This window comes from Variovorax sp. VNK109 (assembly GCF_049445855.1).
In the GTDB taxonomy this organism is placed as follows: Bacteria; Pseudomonadota; Gammaproteobacteria; order Burkholderiales; family Burkholderiaceae_C; genus JAGOCV01.
The window spans coordinates 80,837-99,319 of the sequence record NZ_JBMSDV010000004.1; the positions used below are offsets into that span (position 1 = coordinate 80,837).

General features: G+C 65.0%; 19 protein-coding genes and 1 riboswitch. Of the genes, 13 read left to right on the top strand and 6 right to left on the bottom strand.

All coding sequences use genetic code 11. The features are described 5' to 3' along the window. Positions 1 to 122: 122 nt before the first annotated feature. Together dnaN and dnaA are read right to left on the bottom strand one after the other, a co-directional pair. The gene (dnaN, locus tag ACO2Q9_RS14770) at positions 123 to 1,229 is read right to left on the bottom strand and encodes a DNA polymerase III subunit beta (RefSeq protein ID WP_423312566.1); all 1,107 of its coding nucleotides are present in this window, start codon (positions 1,227 to 1,229) and stop codon (positions 123 to 125) included. A 241-nt stretch (positions 1,230 to 1,470) separates the two neighbouring features. Continuing rightward, positions 1,471 to 2,883, bottom strand: a complete 1,413-nt coding sequence (gene dnaA, locus ACO2Q9_RS14775; protein WP_423312567.1) for a chromosomal replication initiator protein DnaA — start codon at positions 2,881 to 2,883, stop codon at positions 1,471 to 1,473. A 196-nt stretch (positions 2,884 to 3,079) separates the two neighbouring features. On the opposite strand from dnaA, the gene rpmH reads away from it, so the two are divergent. From rpmH to ACO2Q9_RS14820, 9 genes are all read left to right on the top strand, one after another. Further along, a complete protein-coding gene (gene rpmH / locus ACO2Q9_RS14780; RefSeq protein ID WP_007834827.1) occupies positions 3,080 to 3,214 on the top strand; it encodes a 50S ribosomal protein L34 in 135 nt (44 codons plus the stop codon). 16 nt (positions 3,215 to 3,230) lie between these two features. Then, positions 3,231 to 3,692 (top strand): ribonuclease P protein component, encoded by a 462-nt coding sequence (locus ACO2Q9_RS14785; protein WP_423312568.1) that lies wholly within the window; start codon positions 3,231 to 3,233, stop codon positions 3,690 to 3,692. Next, a complete protein-coding gene (yidD, locus tag ACO2Q9_RS14790) occupies positions 3,689 to 3,943 on the top strand; it encodes a membrane protein insertion efficiency factor YidD (protein WP_423312569.1) in 255 nt (84 codons plus the stop codon). The genes ACO2Q9_RS14785 and yidD overlap by 4 nt, the downstream gene beginning before the upstream one ends. A gap of 6 nt (positions 3,944 to 3,949) precedes the next feature. Next, on the top strand, positions 3,950 to 5,692 hold the full coding sequence (yidC, locus tag ACO2Q9_RS14795) for a membrane protein insertase YidC (protein WP_423312570.1): 1,743 nt from the start codon (positions 3,950 to 3,952) through the stop codon (positions 5,690 to 5,692). 99 nt (positions 5,693 to 5,791) lie between these two features. Then, entirely contained in the window at positions 5,792 to 7,168 is a 1,377-nt protein-coding gene (gene mnmE, locus ACO2Q9_RS14800; RefSeq protein WP_423312571.1) for a tRNA uridine-5-carboxymethylaminomethyl(34) synthesis GTPase MnmE, read from the top strand. A gap of 159 nt (positions 7,169 to 7,327) precedes the next feature. After that, on the top strand, positions 7,328 to 7,810 hold the full coding sequence (locus ACO2Q9_RS14805; RefSeq protein ID WP_423312572.1) for a Crp/Fnr family transcriptional regulator: 483 nt from the start codon (positions 7,328 to 7,330) through the stop codon (positions 7,808 to 7,810). A 417-nt stretch (positions 7,811 to 8,227) separates the two neighbouring features. After that, complete coding sequence (locus ACO2Q9_RS14810) at positions 8,228 to 8,791, top strand: hypothetical protein (protein ID WP_423312573.1); 564 nt, start codon at positions 8,228 to 8,230, stop codon at positions 8,789 to 8,791. Positions 8,792 to 8,857: 66 nt separating this feature from the next. Further along, complete coding sequence (locus tag ACO2Q9_RS14815; protein ID WP_423312574.1) at positions 8,858 to 10,072, top strand: hypothetical protein; 1,215 nt, start codon at positions 8,858 to 8,860, stop codon at positions 10,070 to 10,072. A gap of 243 nt (positions 10,073 to 10,315) precedes the next feature. Beyond that, complete coding sequence (locus tag ACO2Q9_RS14820; RefSeq protein ID WP_423312575.1) at positions 10,316 to 11,176, top strand: hypothetical protein; 861 nt, start codon at positions 10,316 to 10,318, stop codon at positions 11,174 to 11,176. A gap of 35 nt (positions 11,177 to 11,211) precedes the next feature. Here the strand turns inward: ACO2Q9_RS14820 and ACO2Q9_RS14825 are convergent, their stop codons facing one another. From ACO2Q9_RS14825 to ACO2Q9_RS14835, 3 genes are read right to left on the bottom strand one after another with little or no spacing between them, the layout of a single operon-like run. Beyond that, positions 11,212 to 11,766, bottom strand: a complete 555-nt coding sequence (locus tag ACO2Q9_RS14825; RefSeq protein WP_423312576.1) for an adenine phosphoribosyltransferase — start codon at positions 11,764 to 11,766, stop codon at positions 11,212 to 11,214. A gap of 4 nt (positions 11,767 to 11,770) precedes the next feature. Next, positions 11,771 to 12,328, bottom strand: coding sequence for a histidine phosphatase family protein (locus ACO2Q9_RS14830; RefSeq protein WP_423312577.1), 558 nt, complete (start codon positions 12,326 to 12,328; stop codon positions 11,771 to 11,773). A 29-nt stretch (positions 12,329 to 12,357) separates the two neighbouring features. Next, a complete protein-coding gene (locus ACO2Q9_RS14835; protein WP_423312578.1) occupies positions 12,358 to 14,343 on the bottom strand; it encodes a monovalent cation:proton antiporter-2 (CPA2) family protein in 1,986 nt (661 codons plus the stop codon). Positions 14,344 to 14,410: 67 nt separating this feature from the next. Here ACO2Q9_RS14835 and ACO2Q9_RS14840 point away from each other — a divergent pair, with 67 nt between their 5' ends. Genes ACO2Q9_RS14840 through ACO2Q9_RS14855 form a run of 4 tightly spaced genes read left to right on the top strand, consistent with a single transcriptional unit; the run spans position 14,411 to position 17,454 of the window. Then, positions 14,411 to 15,388, top strand: a complete 978-nt coding sequence (locus ACO2Q9_RS14840) for a KpsF/GutQ family sugar-phosphate isomerase (protein WP_423312579.1) — start codon at positions 14,411 to 14,413, stop codon at positions 15,386 to 15,388. Positions 15,389 to 15,390: 2 nt separating this feature from the next. Beyond that, positions 15,391 to 16,005 carry a KdsC family phosphatase gene (locus tag ACO2Q9_RS14845; protein WP_423312580.1) on the top strand — a complete coding sequence of 205 codons (615 nt, stop codon included), beginning with the start codon at positions 15,391 to 15,393 and terminating at the stop codon, positions 16,003 to 16,005. Next, positions 16,002 to 16,631, top strand: coding sequence for an LPS export ABC transporter periplasmic protein LptC (lptC, locus tag ACO2Q9_RS14850; RefSeq protein ID WP_423312581.1), 630 nt, complete (start codon positions 16,002 to 16,004; stop codon positions 16,629 to 16,631). The genes ACO2Q9_RS14845 and lptC overlap by 4 nt, the downstream gene beginning before the upstream one ends. Positions 16,632 to 16,644: 13 nt before the next feature. Next, positions 16,645 to 17,454: an SDR family oxidoreductase gene (locus ACO2Q9_RS14855; protein WP_423312582.1), complete on the top strand. Its 810-nt coding sequence runs from the start codon at positions 16,645 to 16,647 to the stop codon at positions 17,452 to 17,454. 69 nt (positions 17,455 to 17,523) lie between these two features. Here ACO2Q9_RS14855 and ACO2Q9_RS14860 read toward each other — a convergent pair whose 3' ends face one another. Continuing rightward, entirely contained in the window at positions 17,524 to 17,997 is a 474-nt protein-coding gene (locus ACO2Q9_RS14860) for an RNA recognition motif domain-containing protein (RefSeq protein ID WP_423312583.1), read from the bottom strand. A gap of 283 nt (positions 17,998 to 18,280) precedes the next feature. Beyond that, positions 18,281 to 18,472, top strand: a riboswitch (yybP-ykoY riboswitch). Positions 18,473 to 18,483: the final 11 nt, after the last annotated feature.

Genomic DNA, 18,483 nt, shown 5'->3' on the forward strand with positions numbered 1-18,483 from the left:
TCGATCGATTCAAAATTTCTTGGCAAGGAACTCTTTATTCCAGAACACCACGGAACCGGCTTTGCCAGGCCGTCGGTGTGGCCCCCTGAGGGGAGACGGCCGCCAGGCCGCTTCGGTGTGGATCAAATCCGCATGGGCATCACGACGTACTTGAAGTTCGCGTTCTCAGGGATGGTGAGCAGCGCAGAACTGTTCGAATCCGCGAGTTCGACCTTCACCATCTCCTGGTCCATGTTGGCCAGCGCGTCGATGAGGTATGTGACGTTGAAGCCGATCTCGATGGCGTCGCCGCCATAGTCGATGTCGAGTTCGTCCACGGCCTCTTCCTGCTCGGCGTTGTTGCTCGCCACGCGCAGCGTGCCCGGCTCGATGTTCAGGCGCACGCCCTTGAACTTCTCGCTGGTCAGGATGGCGGTACGTTGCAGGCTGGCCAGCAGCGGCGCACGGCCCAGCGTGATGCTGTTCTTGTGGTTCTTCGGGATCACGCGGTTGTAGTCGGGGAACTTGCCCTCGACCAGCTTGGTGACGAACTCCATGCCGTCAAAGCTGAACTTGGCCTGGTTGTTCGCGAACTGCATCTCGATCGCGCCTTCGGCATCGCTCAGCAGGCGCTGCAGCTCGAGCACCGTCTTGCGCGGCAGGATCACTTCCTGGCGCGGCACTTCGACGTCGAGTGTGGCCGATGCGAACGCGAGGCGGTGGCCGTCCGTGGCCACCAGGCTCAACTGCTTGCCTTCGGCCACGAACAGGATGCCGTTGAGGTAGTAGCGGATGTCGTGCACGGCCATCGCGAACGAGACCTGGTTGAGCAGGTCCTTCAGCGTCTTCTGCGGCACGCTGAAGGCAGGACCGAAGTTGGCGGCTTCCTGCACCAGCGGGAAGTCCTCGGCCGGCAGCGTCTGCAGCGTGAACTTGCTCTTGCCGCCCTTGAGGATCAGCTTGGACTGCGAGGATTCCAGCGACACCGTCTGGTCTGCAGGCATGGTGCGCAGGATGTCGATGAGCTTGCGGGCACCGACCGTGGTGGTGAAGCTGCCGCTATCGCCATCGAGTTCGGCCGTGGTGCGGATCTGGATCTCCAGGTCGCTGGTTGTCAGCTGCAATGAACTGCCCGTCTTGCGTATGAGCACATTGGCAAGGATGGGCAGTGTATGCCTGCGCTCCACGATGCCAGCGACCGACTGCAGAACCGAGAGGACTTTGTCTTGTGTTGCCTTCAGGACGATCATGTCAACCTCTTCTTTAATTCTTTAAATCAAATTAGTAGTAGTAGATAAGGAACGCAGGGCGCTGGGGAAAACAGCATTTTCGCCTTTTTTATCAAGCACTTGCCATCTGGCTTTGCCTGTGTGCAGCCGTGCTTTCGCGCCGTACCGCGAATGGGGACAACCTGGCCGGAAAGCCGGCCCCTGTGGATAAGCAGGCACTTGTTCCAGAACTATCCCCAGAGTTGTTATCCAGTTCATTCCTTCAGCCCTTGAGTGTCTGTTCCAGCACGTGCAACTGCTGGTTCAGCTCGGTGAGTTGCTGGCGTTCAGCCGAGATCTTGCGCACGGCATGAAGCACGGTCGTGTGGTCACGGCCGCCGAAGAGTTCACCGATCTCGGGCAGGCTTTTCTGGGTGAGTTCCTTGGCCAGATACATGGCAATCTGGCGCGGCCGCGCGATGCTGGTCGGCCGCTTCTTCGAATACATGTCGGCGACCTTGATCTTGTAATAGTCGGCCACCGTCTTCTGGATGTTCTCGACGCTGATCTGCCGGTTCTGGATGGACAGCAGGTCACGCAGCGCTTCGCGTGCCAGCTGGATCGACACGTCCTTCTGGTTGAAGCGCGAGTACGCCAGGATCTTGCGCAGCGCGCCTTCGAGTTCGCGCACGTTGGAGCGGACGTTCTTCGCAACGAAGAATGCCACTTCTTCGGGCATCTCCGACGCTTCGGCCCGCGCCTTGTTGATCAGGATGGCCACGCGCATCTCGAGCTCGGGCGGCTCGATGGCCACGGTCAGCCCGGAGTCGAAACGCGAAACCAGCCGCTCGTGGATGTCCACCAGACCCTTGGGATACGTGTCACTCGTCATCACGATGTGCGACTTCTTGGCCAGCAGCGCCTCGAACGCGTTGAAGAACTCTTCCTGCGTCCGGTCCTTGTTGGCGAAGAACTGCACGTCATCGATGAGCAGCAGGTCCAGCGAGTGGTAGCGCTCCTTGAACTCGTCGAAAGTCTTGCGCTGGTAGGCCTTAACCACATCCGAGACGAACTGTTCGGCATGGATGTAGAGAACTTTGGCGTCTGCCCGGTCGGCCAGCAGCCGGTTACCCACAGCGTGCATCAGGTGGGTCTTGCCCAGACCGACGCCACCGTAGATGAACAGCGGGTTGTAGAGCTGGCCGGGGGTACCTGCCACGTGCATGGCTGCGGCACGGGCCATCCGGTTGGCCGTACCTTCGACCAGGGTGTCGAAGGTCAGGGCCGAATTCAGGCGAGACTTGAATGGCTGCAGGCTGCCATCGTCACCCAGACCCGCCGGTTCAGCCACAGACGAAACCTCGGAAGCAATGGGCGGTGAATAAGTACGGACGGGCGTTTCACGGGGGGTGAGCGCCAACTCGACCTGGATGGGTTGGCCGTAGAGCTTTTCGAGCAGGCTGGAGATGCGGCCGGCATACTGGGCACGGATCCAGTCGAGCTTGAAGCGGTTGGCCACGAAAATCGTGACCTTGGAGAGGTCGCCAGCTACTTGCGCAGCCAGGGGCTTGATCCAGGTGTTGAACTGCTGTTCCGACAGTTCCTGAGCCAGCTGGTCAACGCAGGCCTGCCACAGGCTGAGGCCCACGTCCTGCCCGTTGCCAGCCGCCAGGCTGGGGTTTTGTCCCTCGGTCATGAATGCTGTCGCTTTGTGGATATTCTTTATGGGAAGTACCCCGGATTGTAGCCTTTTCAAGGATTTATCCACAAGTTGGAGGACCATCCGTTCCGGATCCTGAAAAGTTGGAGCAGCGCATTGCAAAAGCCGCGCAAGACATTGCCGGACCACAGGAATTTTGCGATAATCGCGGGTTCCCCAAAGGAAGTTAGAAATGAAACGCACCTATCAAGCATCCAAGGTTCGCCGCGCTCGCACCCACGGCTTTCTCGTTCGCATGAAGACCCGTGGCGGCCGCGCCGTGATCAACGCCCGCCGCGCCAAGGGCCGCAAGCGCCTGGCCGTCTGAGGCCCACGGGCCCACCGTGCAGCGTCTGAAAACGCGCCCGCAGTTCGAGGCGGTCATGTCAGGCAGCACGGTATCGCGCACAGTGCACTTCGCGCTGCACCGCGTGGCGCTTCCCACCGTGGAAGCCGTCGAGCAGCAAGCCATGCAACAAGCCGCAGGGCCTGGGTCTCCGAGACCGCAGGCCCTGTTTGCCGTGCAGGATGTCTGGATCGGTGCAGTCGTTCCCAAGCGCTGGGCCAAGCGGGCCGTGACACGCAATGCCATCAAGCGCCAGATCTACAACGTGAGCGCGTCTTTCGAATCGCGTCTTCCGCAGGCCGCCCATGTGGTGCGGCTGCGTTCGACTTTCGATCGACAGCAGTTTGCGAGCGCCACGTCGGATCGTCTTAAGCAGGCTGTGCGCGAAGAGTTGCAGCAGCTGTTTTCGCGCGTCGCCGGACCGCTGCGTGTGGACGCCACCCAAAGGGCTGCCGCATGATGCGCATGCTGCTCATCGGTGGGGTCAAGGGCTACCGGCTGTTGCTGAGTCCCTGGCTGGGCAGCGCCTGCCGGTTCGAGCCCACCTGTTCCGCCTACTCGCTGCAAGCCCTCGAACGCCATGGCGCGGCGATGGGCAGTTATCTCACCCTGGCACGCCTGGTGCGCTGCCATCCCTGGTGCGAAGGTGGCCACGATCCCGTGCCTGCAGACCGTCCGCGCCTTTTCTCCCGGTTAATTTCCCCAAAGTAAGTTTTCATGAACGATATTCGCCGAACCATCCTGTGGGTGATCTTTGGTTTCTCCATGGTGCTGCTGTGGGACCAGTGGCAGGTCCACAACGGCCGCGCCGCGACCTTTTTTCCCTCGCCCCCCAAGGCCGAAGCTGTGGCCACCACGTCGACGCCCGAAACGCCCAGCGCGCCGGTGGCCAGTGCCTCGAGCAGCAGTTCATCGGTTCCCTCGGCGACCTCCACGCCCGCTGCCGGTGCCACGGGCGCTGCGGCGGTTCCCGGCGGCAGCCCGGTCGCGCCGACGCCGAGCGCGCCCGCGCGTGAACGCATCGAGGTCACCACCGACGTGCTCAAGCTGAGCTTCGACACCGAAGGCGGGGCGCTGGTGCGCGGCGAGTTGCTCAAGCACGTCGACATGAACGACAAGACGCGCGACTTCGTGTTGTTCGACGAAAGCCGCGATCGCGTGTACCTCGCGCAGACCGGTCTCATCGGCGGCGCGTCACCGCTGCCCACGCACAAGACGCTCATGACGTTCACCGGCGATCGTGCCCTGAAGGACGGCCAGGACGAACTGGTGCTGCGCTTCGAATCGCCCGAGCAGGGCGGCGCGAAACTGGTGAAGACCTACACGCTGCGGCGTGGCGCCTACGACATCGCCGTGCGCCACGACATCGTCAACACCGGCAGCGCACCGCTGGCCGCCCAGCTGTATCTGCAGCTCGTGCGCGACGGCAACAAGCCGCCGGGCGAGTCGTCGTTCTATTCGACCTTCACCGGCCCGGCCGTCTATACCGCCGAGAAGAAATTCCAGAAGATCGAGTTCTCCGACATCGAGAAAGGCAAGGCCGATTTCGTGAAGTCGTCTTCCGACGGCTACGTCGCCATGGTGCAGCACTACTTCGCAAGCGCCTGGCTGCTGGCCGACGGCATCAAGCGCGACCTGTTCATGCGCAAGGTGGACACGAACCTCTACTCCGTCGGCATGATCGCGCCGCTCGAACCGATCGCGCCCGGCGCGACGAAGACGGTTGAAGCGCGTCTCTTCGCGGGCCCGCAGGAAGAGAAGCTGCTCGAATCACTCACGCCCGGACTCGAACTCGTGAAGGACTACGGCTGGCTGACGATCCTGGCCAAACCGCTGTACTGGTTGCTCGACAAGCTGCACGGCTTCATCGGCAATTGGGGCTGGTCCATCGTGGCGCTGGTGCTCGTGCTCAAGATCCTGTTCTACTGGCTCAACGCGAAGGCGTACGCCAGCATGGCCAAGATGAAGGCCATCAACCCGAAGATCATGGAAATGCGCGAGCGGCTGAAGGACAAACCGCAGCAGATGCAGCAGGAGATGATGCGCATCTACCGCGAGGAGAAGGTCAATCCGATGGGCGGCTGCTTCCCCATCATGATCCAGATTCCCGTGTTCATCGCGCTGTATTGGGTGCTGCTGGCCAGTGTCGAGATGCGCAACGCGCCCTGGATCCTCTGGATCAAGGACCTGTCCACGCCCGACCCGTTCTTCATCCTGCCGGTGTTCATGACGCTCACCACGCTGCTGCAGACAGCGCTCAATCCCGCGCCGCCGGACCCGATGCAGGCCAAGCTGATGTGGCTGATGCCGCTCGTCTTCAGCGTGATGTTCTTCTTCTTCCCGGCCGGCCTGGTGCTGTACTGGATCACGAACAACGTGCTGTCGATCGCGCAGCAATGGATCATCAACACGCGCATGGGCGTGCCGCCGCAGTTCAACCTGCCGAAGTTCTCGTCCTGAACCCGGACAAACCTTCGCAAAAAGACCGCTGCGGCGGTCTTTTTCGTTCATGGGCTCACCGGCCCCTCATCTGACTGACGTAAGCTAGACGCCACCACCATGCTGGCCCACCACTCCGACACCATCGCTGCCATCGCCACCGCTCCCGGGCGCGGGGCCGTCGGCATCGTGCGCGTGTCTGGCAAGGACGTGTCGTCGGTGGCGCAGGCCTTGTGCGGCCGCAGCCTCAAGCCGCGCGAGGCGACCTACCTGCCCTTCCGTGATGCACGCGGCGAAGCCATCGATCATGGCCTGGCGATCCACTTCCCGGGCCCGAACAGCTACACCGGCGAAGACGTGCTCGAGCTGCAGGCGCACGGCGGGCCGGTCGTGCTGCAACTGCTGCTGGCGCGCTGCCTCGAAGCGGGCGCCGCCATCGGAATACGGCCCGCGCGGCCGGGCGAATTCACCGAACGCGCGTTCCTCAACGGCAAGATCGACCTTGCGCAAGCCGAGGCCATCGCCGACCTGATCGACGCGAGCACCGAAGCCGCAGCCCGCTCTGCGGGGCGTTCGCTCTCGGGCGCGTTCTCGCAGGAAATCCATGGGCTGCGCGACGCGCTCGTGCACCTGCGCATGCTGGTCGAAGCCACGCTCGACTTCCCCGACGAGGAAATCGACTTCCTGCAGAAAGCCGACGCGAACGGGCAGTTGCTCAAGCTCCAGCAATCCGTGACAGCCGTGATGCACCGCGCGCGCCAAGGGGCGCTGCTGCGCGAGGGCATCAAGGTCGTCATCGCGGGGCAGCCGAACGCGGGCAAGAGCTCACTGCTCAATGCGCTGGCCGGTGCGGAGCTCGCCATCGTCACGGCCGTCGCCGGCACCACGCGCGACGTGCTCGGCCAGACCATCCAGATCGAAGGTGTGCCCATCCACGTGGTGGACACGGCCGGCCTGCGCGAGAGCGACGACGAAGTGGAGCGCATCGGCATCACGCGCGCATGGAGCCAGATCGAAGACGCCGATGCCGTGCTCTTCCTGCACGACCTCACGCGCATCGATGCGGCCGACTACACCGAGGCAGACGCTGCCATTGCGCGCCGCTTGTCGGAACTGCTGCCGCAGCAGGTGCCCGTCATCCACGTCTGGAACAAGCAGGATGCCGCGCCTGCCCATGCGCCGCGCAGCGGCGTGCGCATTTCGGCCAAGGCCGGCACGGGGCTGGACGCGTTGCGCCGCCAGTTGCTGGATGTGGTGGGCTGGCAGTCCGCGCCCGAAGGCATCTACATCGCACGCGAGCGGCACCTGCAGGCATTGCGCGCGGTCGGTGCACATCTGGACGGCGCGGCATCGCACTTGGGTGCGCCGGGCCTCCCACTCGACCTGCTCGCCGAGGAACTCCGCCTGGCCCAGAATGCATTGAACGAAATCACCGGCGAGTTCACGTCCGACGATCTGCTGGGCGTGATCTTCTCCAGCTTCTGCATCGGGAAATAGCGGCGCGCAAAGCCGGATGGGCGTGGCGTGACATTTTTGTATCCTCCGGCAACAAATTGCGTCGCAGGGGCCGACACCCCGTGTCGCAAAGCGTGTTAACCTATTTGTTACCGATCGTTTGACCGGCCCGCCATGAGCTTTTTAGCCCCTCCATTCGCCATGCTGCCTGCTTCTTCGAAGTTCAATATCCAGGACCTGATCCAGGCGGTGTCGCGCAACAACGTGTATGACGCCTTCAACGTCAACCTCACACCTCAGCAATGGGAAGTGGTGGCCGCGTACATGCAACCGTTCACGCTGGCCGCGGGGCAGGTGCTGATCGATCAGGGCTCGCCCGACCGCACGCTCTACCTCATCGAAAGCGGCTCGCTCAGCGTGCACGTGGAAGACGAGGACGGCAACATGAAGCTCGCGCTGATCAACCCCGGCTCGGTGGTCGGCGAAGGCGCCTTCTTCTCGCGTTTGCCGCGCACGGCCAGCGTGATCGCCACCGGCCCCTGCAAGCTCTGGAGCCTCACGCCGATCCGGTTCACCGAACTGGCCAACCGCCAGCCCGTGATCGCACTCGAAATCGTGATGGGCCTGGGCTCCGTCATCGCCAAGCGTCTGGCGAACAAGCCCAAGCGCGTGACGGTGACCTGAGCGACCGGGCACAGAACCAGACAGCGTCCCGCGCGCGCCGAGCCTCGCGGATTGCGCGAGCCCGGCCTTCCCCACATACTCCAGATATCCGGCCGCAACCGGGATGGGAACGTTGTACGGGAGGGATCGATGAGTCTTGTCTGCACTGCCTGCCAGGCGATCAACGCCGAAGGCACGAAATTCTGCAAATCCTGTGGCACACGGCTCGTGGTGCCAGCGCCCCAGGCTCCGGAGGTGCCCGCGTCCCTACCCCCAAGCCCAAGCCCAAGCCCGACGCCGTCCCCGGTGGCCGCCCCGACACCACTGCCCCCTCCGGCCCTTCCGCCACTGTTTCCCCAGTCCCCGCCGTCGCCGCCGCCCCTCTGGCCGGAAGAGCCGCCGAAATCGTCCGGCAACGCCGGGCTCATTGTGGGCATCGTGCTGGCGATCCTCGTGATCGCCGGGGCTGTATGGTTCTTTGTGGGCGGCAAGGGCAAGCCGACCACCGAGCCGGTGACGGCCCCGGCAGCGCCGGTTCCTGTGACGCCTCCGACCCCCGCGCCCGTTGTGCCGGCTCCGGCAGCGGAGCCCGCCGCGCCCCCGCCGCCCCCTGTGCCACCCGCCGGGCCGGTACCACCGGCGGCCAAGGCGGCCGCACCGGCAGCCCCCAGACCTGCCCCTGCGCCCGCTCCGCGTCCCGAGCCGAAACCGGCGCCGAAAGCCTCACAGAACAGCGCACCGGTAGTGACATCGCCTGCGCCCGCGGCGGCAGTTCCGCCGCCCAGGCCCGCGCCGCTTCCGCCGCCGCAGCTGGCAACGCCCGTCCCGCAGCCGGCGGGCCCTGCCAGCCCGCGTGAGGCGTGCGGCAAGCGCGTGTTCCTGGCGATGGCCCTGTGCATGGCCGAGCAATGCCGCTCACCCCAATTCACCAACCATCCGCAGTGCGTGCAACTGCGTGAAGAAGAGAAGGCCCGGCGCGAGCGTGAGCAACAGGCGAACTAGGCAGCGTCCGCACCGCAACGGATTCGAGCAAACCCCGGAAAGCAAGCAGTAGCAGGAAGGAATTTCATGTCGATCAGCCAACAACTCTCAAGTGCCGGCAGCCTGCTGTCGGCGGTGGACGCGGTGCGCAATGTGCGCGCCTTGCTGGTGATGCTGGGTGCCCTGGTGGCAGGCGCGCTGGTGTGGGGCCTGGGCGCACTGCTTGCGGTGAAGATCGGCTTCCTCGCGGGCGCACTGTTCTTCCTGGCGGGTGCTGGCGTGGCGTTCTACGGCGCCAACGCGGCTGGCATCATGATCATGGACGAGGCCAAAGGCCTGCGTTCCCGCCCGATCGTGGCGGCGCTGGTGACGTCGCTGGCCACGAGCCACAGGTTGCTGCTGGCCCTGCTGTTGTTTGCGGCGATCTACCTGCTGGGCCTGCTGGCGCTGGCGATCGTGTTGCTCATCTGCAAGATCCCGTTCATCGGGCCGCTGCTGTACACGGTGGTGTTCCCCGTGAGCGTGGTGATCGTCGGGGTGGCGATCTTCGCGCTCTATGCCGTGGTGTTCCCGCTTTCCGCGCCTGCGGTTTGGGACGGCGCGGGCACGATGCAGACCGTGTCGCGGTTGCTGGCCATCGCGCGCAGCCGCATCGTCAACGTGCTGATCATGATGGCGTTGCTGTTCTTCCTCGTTGGCGTCGTCGGCGGTTTCATCGCGCTCATCATGGTGAGCGGCACGCTGGTCACCGGCGGCATGTCTGCCGCCATCCTGGACATGGGCGGCATGATGGGAATGATGGGCGGCCTCGGTGGCATGGGTGACTACGGCGGTGGACGCAGCGGCAGCTACATGCTGGCCGCAGGCATCGGCGGCGGCGTCGTCTATGCGATCGCGTTCAGCCTGCCGGCGCTGGTCTACTTGCGCGGCTGCTGCCAGGTCTATCTGGGCAATCTGCAGGGCGTCGATGTCGAGGGCATGGAAGCGCAGTTGCGTGAGAAGGTGGATGCGGCCAAGCGCAAAGCCGAGGACCTGCGCGCGCAGGCCACAGCTGCTGCAGCGGCCGCCCAGGCTTCGGCTTCCTCCCCGGCAACTGCATCGCCGCCACCGTCTCCTGTGGCGGCTCCTGTGACGCCGCCTGCGCCCTCGTCGCCACCGGCTTCCGTGGCTGACCTGCCCGTGCCGCCGGCACCGGCCATCGCCCCGTCGGAGCCCGCGCCCGTCTACAAATGCGCCCAGTGCGGCGCGCCGTTTGTCCCGGGCGACGCCTTCTGCGGAGAGTGCGGGCACAAGCTCGCGTAAGTCAAAAGCATCGCAGTCGGGGGCTTTTCAGTCGTCTGAAAGGCCCCTGAAACATTTGCCCGCCGGGCGGCGCACGCGTGCCGCCGGACGGCGCGAAACTTGCTGTGTGCCCGGCATAAAACATCAGGAGTACGGTGTTCCATCGCGTTGCCTCACGGGTGCGCGGTGAAAAAACAGACGTTGAGAGGTCCGGATATGTCGTTGATGGGTTGGTTTTCGCGCAGGGCACGTTCCGCCGGGACGATGGATGAAGATTCGACGGGGTTTTCCCGCCAGGAGGCGACGCGACCCGTGCGCCAGGGCGCGAATGCGCACGCGGACGATCTGGCCGGCACGGCCCGCGTCAATCCGCCGGAGCCCGGCAAGCGCCGCACCGACCGCATGGAGCAGCGCGAGCGCCTGTATGGCGTGGTGCGCGAAGCGATGGTGCGGGCCGGTGTCCTGTCGTCCAGCTACAAGTTCAAGGTGCTGTCGCTCGACCCGCGCGGCGGCCAGTTCATCGTGATGATGGATCTCGCGCGCGATTACGGCCGCGATTCCATGCGCCTGAGCGAGATCGAAGTCATGGTTGCGCAGACCGCCAAGATGCGGTTCAACATCCTCGTATCGGCGGTGTACTGGCGCATGAACGACCACGTGGCCATCGGTGTGCCGACGGCGCGTCCCCAACCGGTCGTGCCGGCGACAGCAGCAGCGGTAGCGGTCCCTGTCATCGAGCAGCCCGTCAATGCCGGCCGAGCGGCCCCGCAGGTGCATGCCGAGCCTGCGGCTGCGCGCGTTGCGGTGCCCACGCCGAAATCCGGCAATCGGCACGAGCCGCTGCAGCCCGATGAGATCGAGGCTTTCAAGCGTGCGCTCATGGAGTCCATCAACAACAAACGCGCCGAAGCGGCGGCGCGCATGGAAGCCCAGACCGAACAGGCCTTGCGCCGCGAGGAGGAGCTGACGCAGATCAAGGCCAAGGGCATTTCATGGCGCGGCCGCAGCACGGCGCGGCTCACCGGCTACGAAGACACCGAGGCGATGGAGCCGTTCGACCACAGCACGGAAGAAGGTGAGCGCAGCCCCGGTCTGAGTGCCACGCAGTTCGGCGAACTGCACTGAGCGCGCATTCCGCTGGTCGCGATGGTCGATGGTCGTCAGTGCCCCGCGAAGTCCACGAGCGTGAAGAGCGGCAGACCGCTCTCGCGCAACCGGTCCGAGCCGCCGAGTTCGGGCAGGTCGACAATGGCAGCGCCCTCCATCACGGTGCCGCCGAGCTTTTCAAGCAACTTCTTGCCGGCCATCATCGTGCCGCCCGTGGCGATGAGGTCGTCGATCAGCAGCACGCGGTGGCCCGGCTTGATCGCATCGGTGTGCAGTTCGACCGTGGCGCTGCCGTACTCGAGTTCGTAGGTTTCCTCGACGGTCGTGAACGGCAGCTTGCCTTTCTTCCGGATCGGCACGAAACCCACGTTGAGCTCATAGGCCACCACGGCGCCGAGGATGAAGCCACGCGCGTCCAGCCCGGCCACCACGTCGGGGCGCAGGTCCGGGTCCATGTAGCGGTGCACGAACGCGTCGATCAGCACGCGGAACACCTTGGGGTTCTGCAGCAGCGGCGTGATGTCGCGGAACTGCACGCCCGGCGCAGGCCAGTCCGGCACGGTGCGGATGTTGTCCTTGAGGTACTGGTTGACGTCGAAGTGCGGCATGGTCTCAAGCGAAAGTGGTGCGACCCAGCATTCTGCCCTGACGGTCCACGATGAAGGCCTCACCCATCGCCATGTGCTCGCCGGTCAGCGCCGTCATGTTGACCTGGTGCGTGATCCAGACCTGGAAGCCCTGGGCGGGCAGCCCGGCGAGCGCGCTGCGCAGGCGCGCTGTCTGGGCGTCGCGTCCTTCGGTACCGAAGAACGAATTGAGCACGGGCCATACCTCGTTCTTTCCGAAGGCCAGCTGCGCCGTGTCGACACAGCGGCACCACGCACTGCTTCGCACCGCCGCCGGCACCAGCTGCTGCGACGCGAACCACTGGCCCATGCGACGCGCCTGCGCGCGGCCCGCGTCACTGAGGTTGCGCTGCGTCGAGCAGTCGCCGAGGCGGAATCCGGGCGGGTCGCCGACGCCCGGCTCGGTCTGCGCATGCCGCACGAGCGCGATGCAGCCGCCAGCCTTCAGCAAGGCGGCCGCATCGGCCGTGGCATTTGCCGGGTGCAATGCGGAAGTGGCAGGAACCAGTCCCGCCAGAAGGACAGAGCGTCGTGTCAGTGCCATCGCCAGACTCCTTGGCCAGTGATGGCGAATCATCCGCGCAGCAGCTTTTCCTCCGCAATCGCGAGGGTTTCCGCCTTGCCGCTGAGCACGAGCGTGTCCCCGTCCTGCAGCGTGGCGTCGTCGCCTTCTGTGGCCAGTTTGCCATTCGCCCGGCGCAGGCTCACCACGCGCACATTGAGCGCATGCAGCGCAAAGTGCTCCAGCGTCCTGCCGAGCGACTTCGCGCCGTAGGGCAAGGTGACCGTTGCCAGGCGCTCGTGGTCGCGTTCGTTGACCGTGTCGTCGTCGGTGCCGTGGAAGTAGCCGCGCAGCAGGTTGTAGCGTGCGTCACGCTGGTCCTGCACGAGGCGGATCACGCGGCGCATCGGCACGCCGACCAGCGCGAGCGCGTGGCTGGCAAGCATGAGCGAACCCTCGATGGCTTCGGGCACGACTTCGGTAGCGCCGGCTTCCTGCAGTTTTTCCAGGTCGTGGTCGTCCTGCGTGCGCACGATCACCGGCACATGCGGGGCGTGCTCGCGCGTATTGGCGAGCACCTTGAGTGCGCCGGGTACGTCCAGGTAGGTCACCACCACCGCGCTGGCGCGTGCCAGGCCCGCGGCCACCAGCGACTGAAGGCGCGCAGCGTCGCCGAACACGACGGAATCGCCCGCCGCAGCGGCTTGCCGCACGCGGTCGGGGTCGAGGTCGAGCGCCATGTAAGGAATGCCTTCGGTTTCCAGCATGCGCGCAAGGTTCTGGCCGCAACGGCCGTAGCCGCAGATGATCACGTGCTTGTTGGCGTTGATCGACTTGCGCGCGATGGTGGTCATCTGCAGCGACTGCTGCAGCCACTCGCTGGCCACCAGCTTCATGACGATGCGGTTGCTGTACTGGATGATGAACGGCGTGGCCAGCATGGACAGCACCATGCTCGCGAGGATGGGGTTGAGCAGCTCGCGCGAAACCAGGCCGTTGTCGTTGGCGAGCGCGAGCAGCACGAGGCCGAATTCGCCAGCCTGCGCGAGGTAGAGGCCGGTGCGCATCGATACGCCCATGGTCGCGCCCAGCGCGTGCGCGAGCACCGTCACCAGCACCAGCTTGAACAGCACGGGCAGCACCAGCAACGTGAGCACGAGGCCCCAACGCTCGACCACGACGTGCCAGTCGAGCGTCATGCCGACGGTGATGAAGAACAGGCCCAGCAATACGTTGTGGAACGGCCGGATGTCGGTTTCCACCTGGTGCTTGTATTCGGTTTCCGAGACGAGCATTCCGGCAATGAATGCGCCGAGCGCGAGACTCAGGCCCGCGAGTTCGGTCAGCCAGGCCAGGCCCAGTGTGATCAGCAACAGGTTCAGCACGAACAGTTCTTCGCTCTTGCGCCGCGCCACGATCGTCAGCCACCAGCGCATCACGCGCTGGCCACCGACCAGCAACACGGTGATCAGCACGATGGCCTTGGCCGTGGCCAGGGCCAGCGCGGTGGCGAGCTGTTCGGCGCTGGCACTGAGGGCCGGGATCAGCACCAGCAGGGGCACCACGGCCAGATCTTGCAGCAGCAGGATGCCCATGACGCGCTTGCCATGCTCGCTTTCGAGCTCCAGCCTGTCCGCCATGAGCTTGACGACGATGGCCGTGCTGCTCATCGCCATCGCGCCAGAAAGCGCCAGCGCCGTCTGCCAGCGCATGTGCCACAGCGTGGGTGCCAGCGCGGCGAGGAACAGCGAGCCCAGCGTGACCGCCAGCATGGTGAGCACCACCTGCGCCAGCCCCAGGCCGAACACGTGCCGGCGCATGGCGCGCAGCTTGGGCAGGTTGAATTCGAGCCCGATCACGAACATCAGGAACACCACGCCGAATTCGCCCAGGTGCTGCACGGCTGCGGAGTTCTGCGCCAGCGCCAGCGCATGCGGCCCGATCAGGATGCCCACCGCCAGGTAGCCCAGGATGGGCGGAAGCTTGAGCGAGCGGCAGGCCACCACGCCCAGCACGGCGGCCAGCAGGTACAGGAGCGTGAGGGCGAGTGAACTCATGGGCGACAAATCATGGGCGACTGATACTAGCAAGTGCGGTGCCGCAACGCCCCCGTAGAATCTCGGCATGACATTTGACACCGCACAGGCGCTGCGCCTGGCCCAGGAGACATTCGACATCGAAGCGGCTGCCATCCTCGGCCTCAAGCGCCGGGTGAATGCGGATTTCGCGCGTGCCATAGAACTCATGCTCGACGTGCGCGGGCGCGTGGTCGTCATGGGCATGGGCAAGAGCGGCCACATCGGCCGCAAGGTGGCGGCCACGCTGTCGTCCACCGGCACGCCCTCCATGTTCGTGCACCCGGCCGAGGCGAGCCACGGTGATCTCGGCATGATCAAACCGGTCGATGTGGTGCTGGCGATCTCCAACAGCGGCGAGAGCGACGAGCTGACGGCGATCCTGCCTGTGCTCAAGCGCCTGGGTGCGCCGCTGATCGCCATCACCGGGGGCCTCCAGTCCACGCTGGCCCGCCACGCGGATCTGGTGCTGGACAGCGGTGTCGAGAAGGAAGCCTGCCCGCTCAATCTCGCCCCTACGGCCAGCACGACTGCGCAGCTCGCCATGGGCGACGCGTTGGCCGTGTGCCTGCTGGAAGCGCGTGGTTTCAAGCCCGAAGACTTCGCACGCTCGCACCCGGGCGGCTCGCTGGGCCGCCGGCTTCTCACGCACGTCAGCGACGTCATGCGCGCCGGCGACAAGGCGCCGTCCGTGGGACCGCAGGCCAGCTTCAGCGAACTGATGCGCGAAATGAGCGCCAAGGGCCTGGGTTCGTCGGCCGTGGTGGACGATGCGGGCAAGGTACTGGGCATCTTCACCGACGGCGACTTGCGCCGCCTGATCGAGCAGGGCGCGGACCTGCGGGCGTGTGTCGCAGCCGACGTGATGCACGCCAATCCGCAAACGGTTCAGCGCGATGCGCTGGCAGTCGACGCGGCTGCGCTGATGGAGCAGCACCGCATCACCAGCGTGCTGGTCGTGGACGACGCCGGCGTGCTGTGTGGCGCGCTCAACTCCAACGACCTGATGCGCGCCAAGGTCATCTGAACATGGCCACGCCGCTGTCTTCGCTCGCTCCGGCCCTGGACTTCGCGCCCGAACTGCTGCTCAAGGCGCAGGGCGTGCGCGTTGCCTTCTTCGACGTGGACGGCGTGCTGACGGATGGCGGCCTCTATTTCTCCGAATCCGGCGAGACGCTCAAACGCTTCAACACGCTCGACGGCCACGGCCTCAAGCTGCTGCAGCGTGCGGGCATCACGCCGGTCGTCATCACCGGGCGCGACTCCATGCCACTGCGCGCGAGACTGGCTGCATTGGGTATCACGCATGCGCGCTTCGGCACGGAAGACAAGTTTCCCGCCGCACAGGAGTTGCTTGCGATACTCGGCTTCACATGGCAACAGGCGGCCGCCATCGGCGATGACTGGCCCGATCTGCCATTGCTCGCGCATAGTGCCTTCTCTGCTGCGCCTGCCAATGCGCATGCGCAGGCGAAAGCTGCAGCCAGCTACGTGACGCAGGCCCGTGGCGGCGAAGGTGCAGGGCGCGAGTTCTGCGACCTGTTGCTGGTGGCTGGCGGCCACTACCGCCGACTGCTCGACGACTCACTGCAGGGCAAGGCCCCGGATTCAGAAAAGCCAGGAGCAACGAGGGCTTCTGCATGAGCAACGGCCTGCGCCTTGTCCGCCAGACACTGGACCGCCTGTCCATCTACCTGCCGATCCTTCTCATGGGCCTGCTGGCCTTGGGCACCTACTGGCTCGCGCGCAATGCGCCGTTGCCGCAGGAGCCCGTCGCGCAGCGCGAGGCGAAGCATGAACCCGACTACTTCATGCGCCGTTTCGCGGTGAAGACCTTCACTGCCGACGGCCAGCTGCGCAGCGAGGTCCAGGGCACAGAAGCCCGGCACTTCCCGGACACGGACACGCTGGAGATCGACAAGGTGCGCATCCGCTCCATGAGCAAGCAGGGCTACGTGACCACCGCAACGGCGGACCGTGCGCTGACCAATGCGGATGGCAGTGAGGTGCAACTCTTCGGCAATGCCATCGTCGTGCGCGACGCAACGGTGGACGCGGCCGGCAAACCGCTGCCGCGGCTGGAGTTCCGGGGCGAGTTCCTGCACGCGTTCCTCGACACGGAGCGCGTCAAGTCGCACAAGCCTGTCACGCTCACGCGAGGCGCCGACCAGTTCACCGCCAACAGTCTCGATTACGACAACATCGAGCGCATGATGAACCTGCAAGGCCGCGTGCGGGGCGTGCTGATGCCGCGTGCGGCGCAACGCTGAAAGCTGCTTCCACATGAACCGACTTGCTTTCATCACCGGTGCGTCCAGTGGTATCGGCCAGGCGCTGGCGCTGCGCTTCCACCGCGCGGGCTACAACGTTGCACTGGTGGCACGCCGCACGACCGAAACCGAGGCGTGGGCTGTCGCGCAGGGCCTGGATGCTGCGCGCTGGCGCGTCTACGGTGCGGATGTCGCGGTCGCCGACAGCATTGTCGAAGCGGGCCGGCTGTGCATCCGGCAGCAGGGTGTGCCCGATGTGGTCATCGCCAACGCGGGCATCAGCATCGGCATGGACACGGCCATGCGTGAAGACATCGACGTGATGGCGCAGACTTTCGCGACCAACAACATCGGCATGGCTGCCACGTTCCATCCGTTCATCGAGGGCATGGTGGCGCGACGCAGTGGCGCGCTGGTCGGCATTGCAAGTGTCGCCGGCATCCGTGGCCTGCCGGGACATGGCGCGTACTGTTCGAGCAAAGCGGCTGTCATCAGCTACTGCGAGAGCCTGCGCGGCGACATGCGTCGTGCAACCGGCCGCGATGGTGTGCGCGTCGTCACACTGCTCCCGGGCTACATCGACACGCCGCTCACGCGGGAAAACCGCTACAGCATGCCTTTCCTCATGACAGCGGAAGCTTTTGCAGATGAAGCCTTCAAGGCCATCGAGGCGGGGATGAGCTACCGCGTCATTCCATGGCAGATGGGTGTGGTAGCCAGGTTGCTGCGCGTGCTGCCCAACGCGCTGTTCGACAAGGTGCTCAGTGGCCGGGCGCGCAAGCATCGCAAGGGCGAAGGCGTCCAGGGTAACGGCGGAAGCTGAGCCCGGAAACGAAAAAGGCTCCGTGAGGAGCCTTTTGCACGAGACGGGAGCAACGCCCGTCAGCGGAGATCAGTAGCTGTTGCCACCGCCGTAGCCGCCGCCACCGCTGCGGCCACCACCGCCGCCGCCGCCACGCGGGCCAGCGCCGTACGGGCTGCGGAAACCGCCGTCGCCGCCACCGCCGCTGCGGCCGCCGCCGTAACCACCGCCGCCGCCTTCACGACGGCCACCGCCACCGCCGCCGTAGCCGCCGCCACCACCGCCACCGAAACCCCCGCTACGGGGAGGACGGGCTTCCATGGGACGTGCTTCGTTGACGACGACGCTACGGCCACCCAGGGGTTGGCCGTTCATGCCGTTGATTGCAGCTTGTGCTTCGGCATCGCTGCCCATTTCCACAAAGCCGAAACCCTTGGAGCGGCCGGTGTCGCGCTCCATCATCACCTTGGCGCTGGTCACAGAGCCGAATTGACCGAAGGCTTGCTCCAGATCGCCGTCGCGCACCGAATAAGGCAGGTTGCCGACGTACAGTTTGTTGCCCATGAAGGGACTCCTAATAAACACTGAATAGAAGCGATGGAGTCCCGAATTCACAGCGCAAATAACAGCTGGGGCGCGAAACTGACCGATCACCGAAAAACGCGCCTGCCCCTACGGGCATGCGCGGTCTCATTATGAGCCGGAACGATCCTCAATACGCAAGCGTTTTGTGAGGCAAAACCCCTACGCTGATGCAAAAAAAGACGAGTTAGTAATCACTCCGATCCGTTCTCGTGCCCGTATTTGGGGCATTGTCAGGGTCGCTGTCCCCTGATCACACTACAATCGCGTGGTCATTGGGGAGTAGCCTCCCTCCGGTTTTCCGAGAGGGGCTTGCGTCAACAGACTTGCCGGCCTGCAGCAGCAGTGCGGGCATGGCGCAAACGGTTCACGGACTTGGCGAGACCTTTGACTGCACATCCTCCGATAACAACGGCCGGAGGGAGTTGTGCAGTCAATGGTTTTGTTCAACGCTCCGGCCGGAAGCCC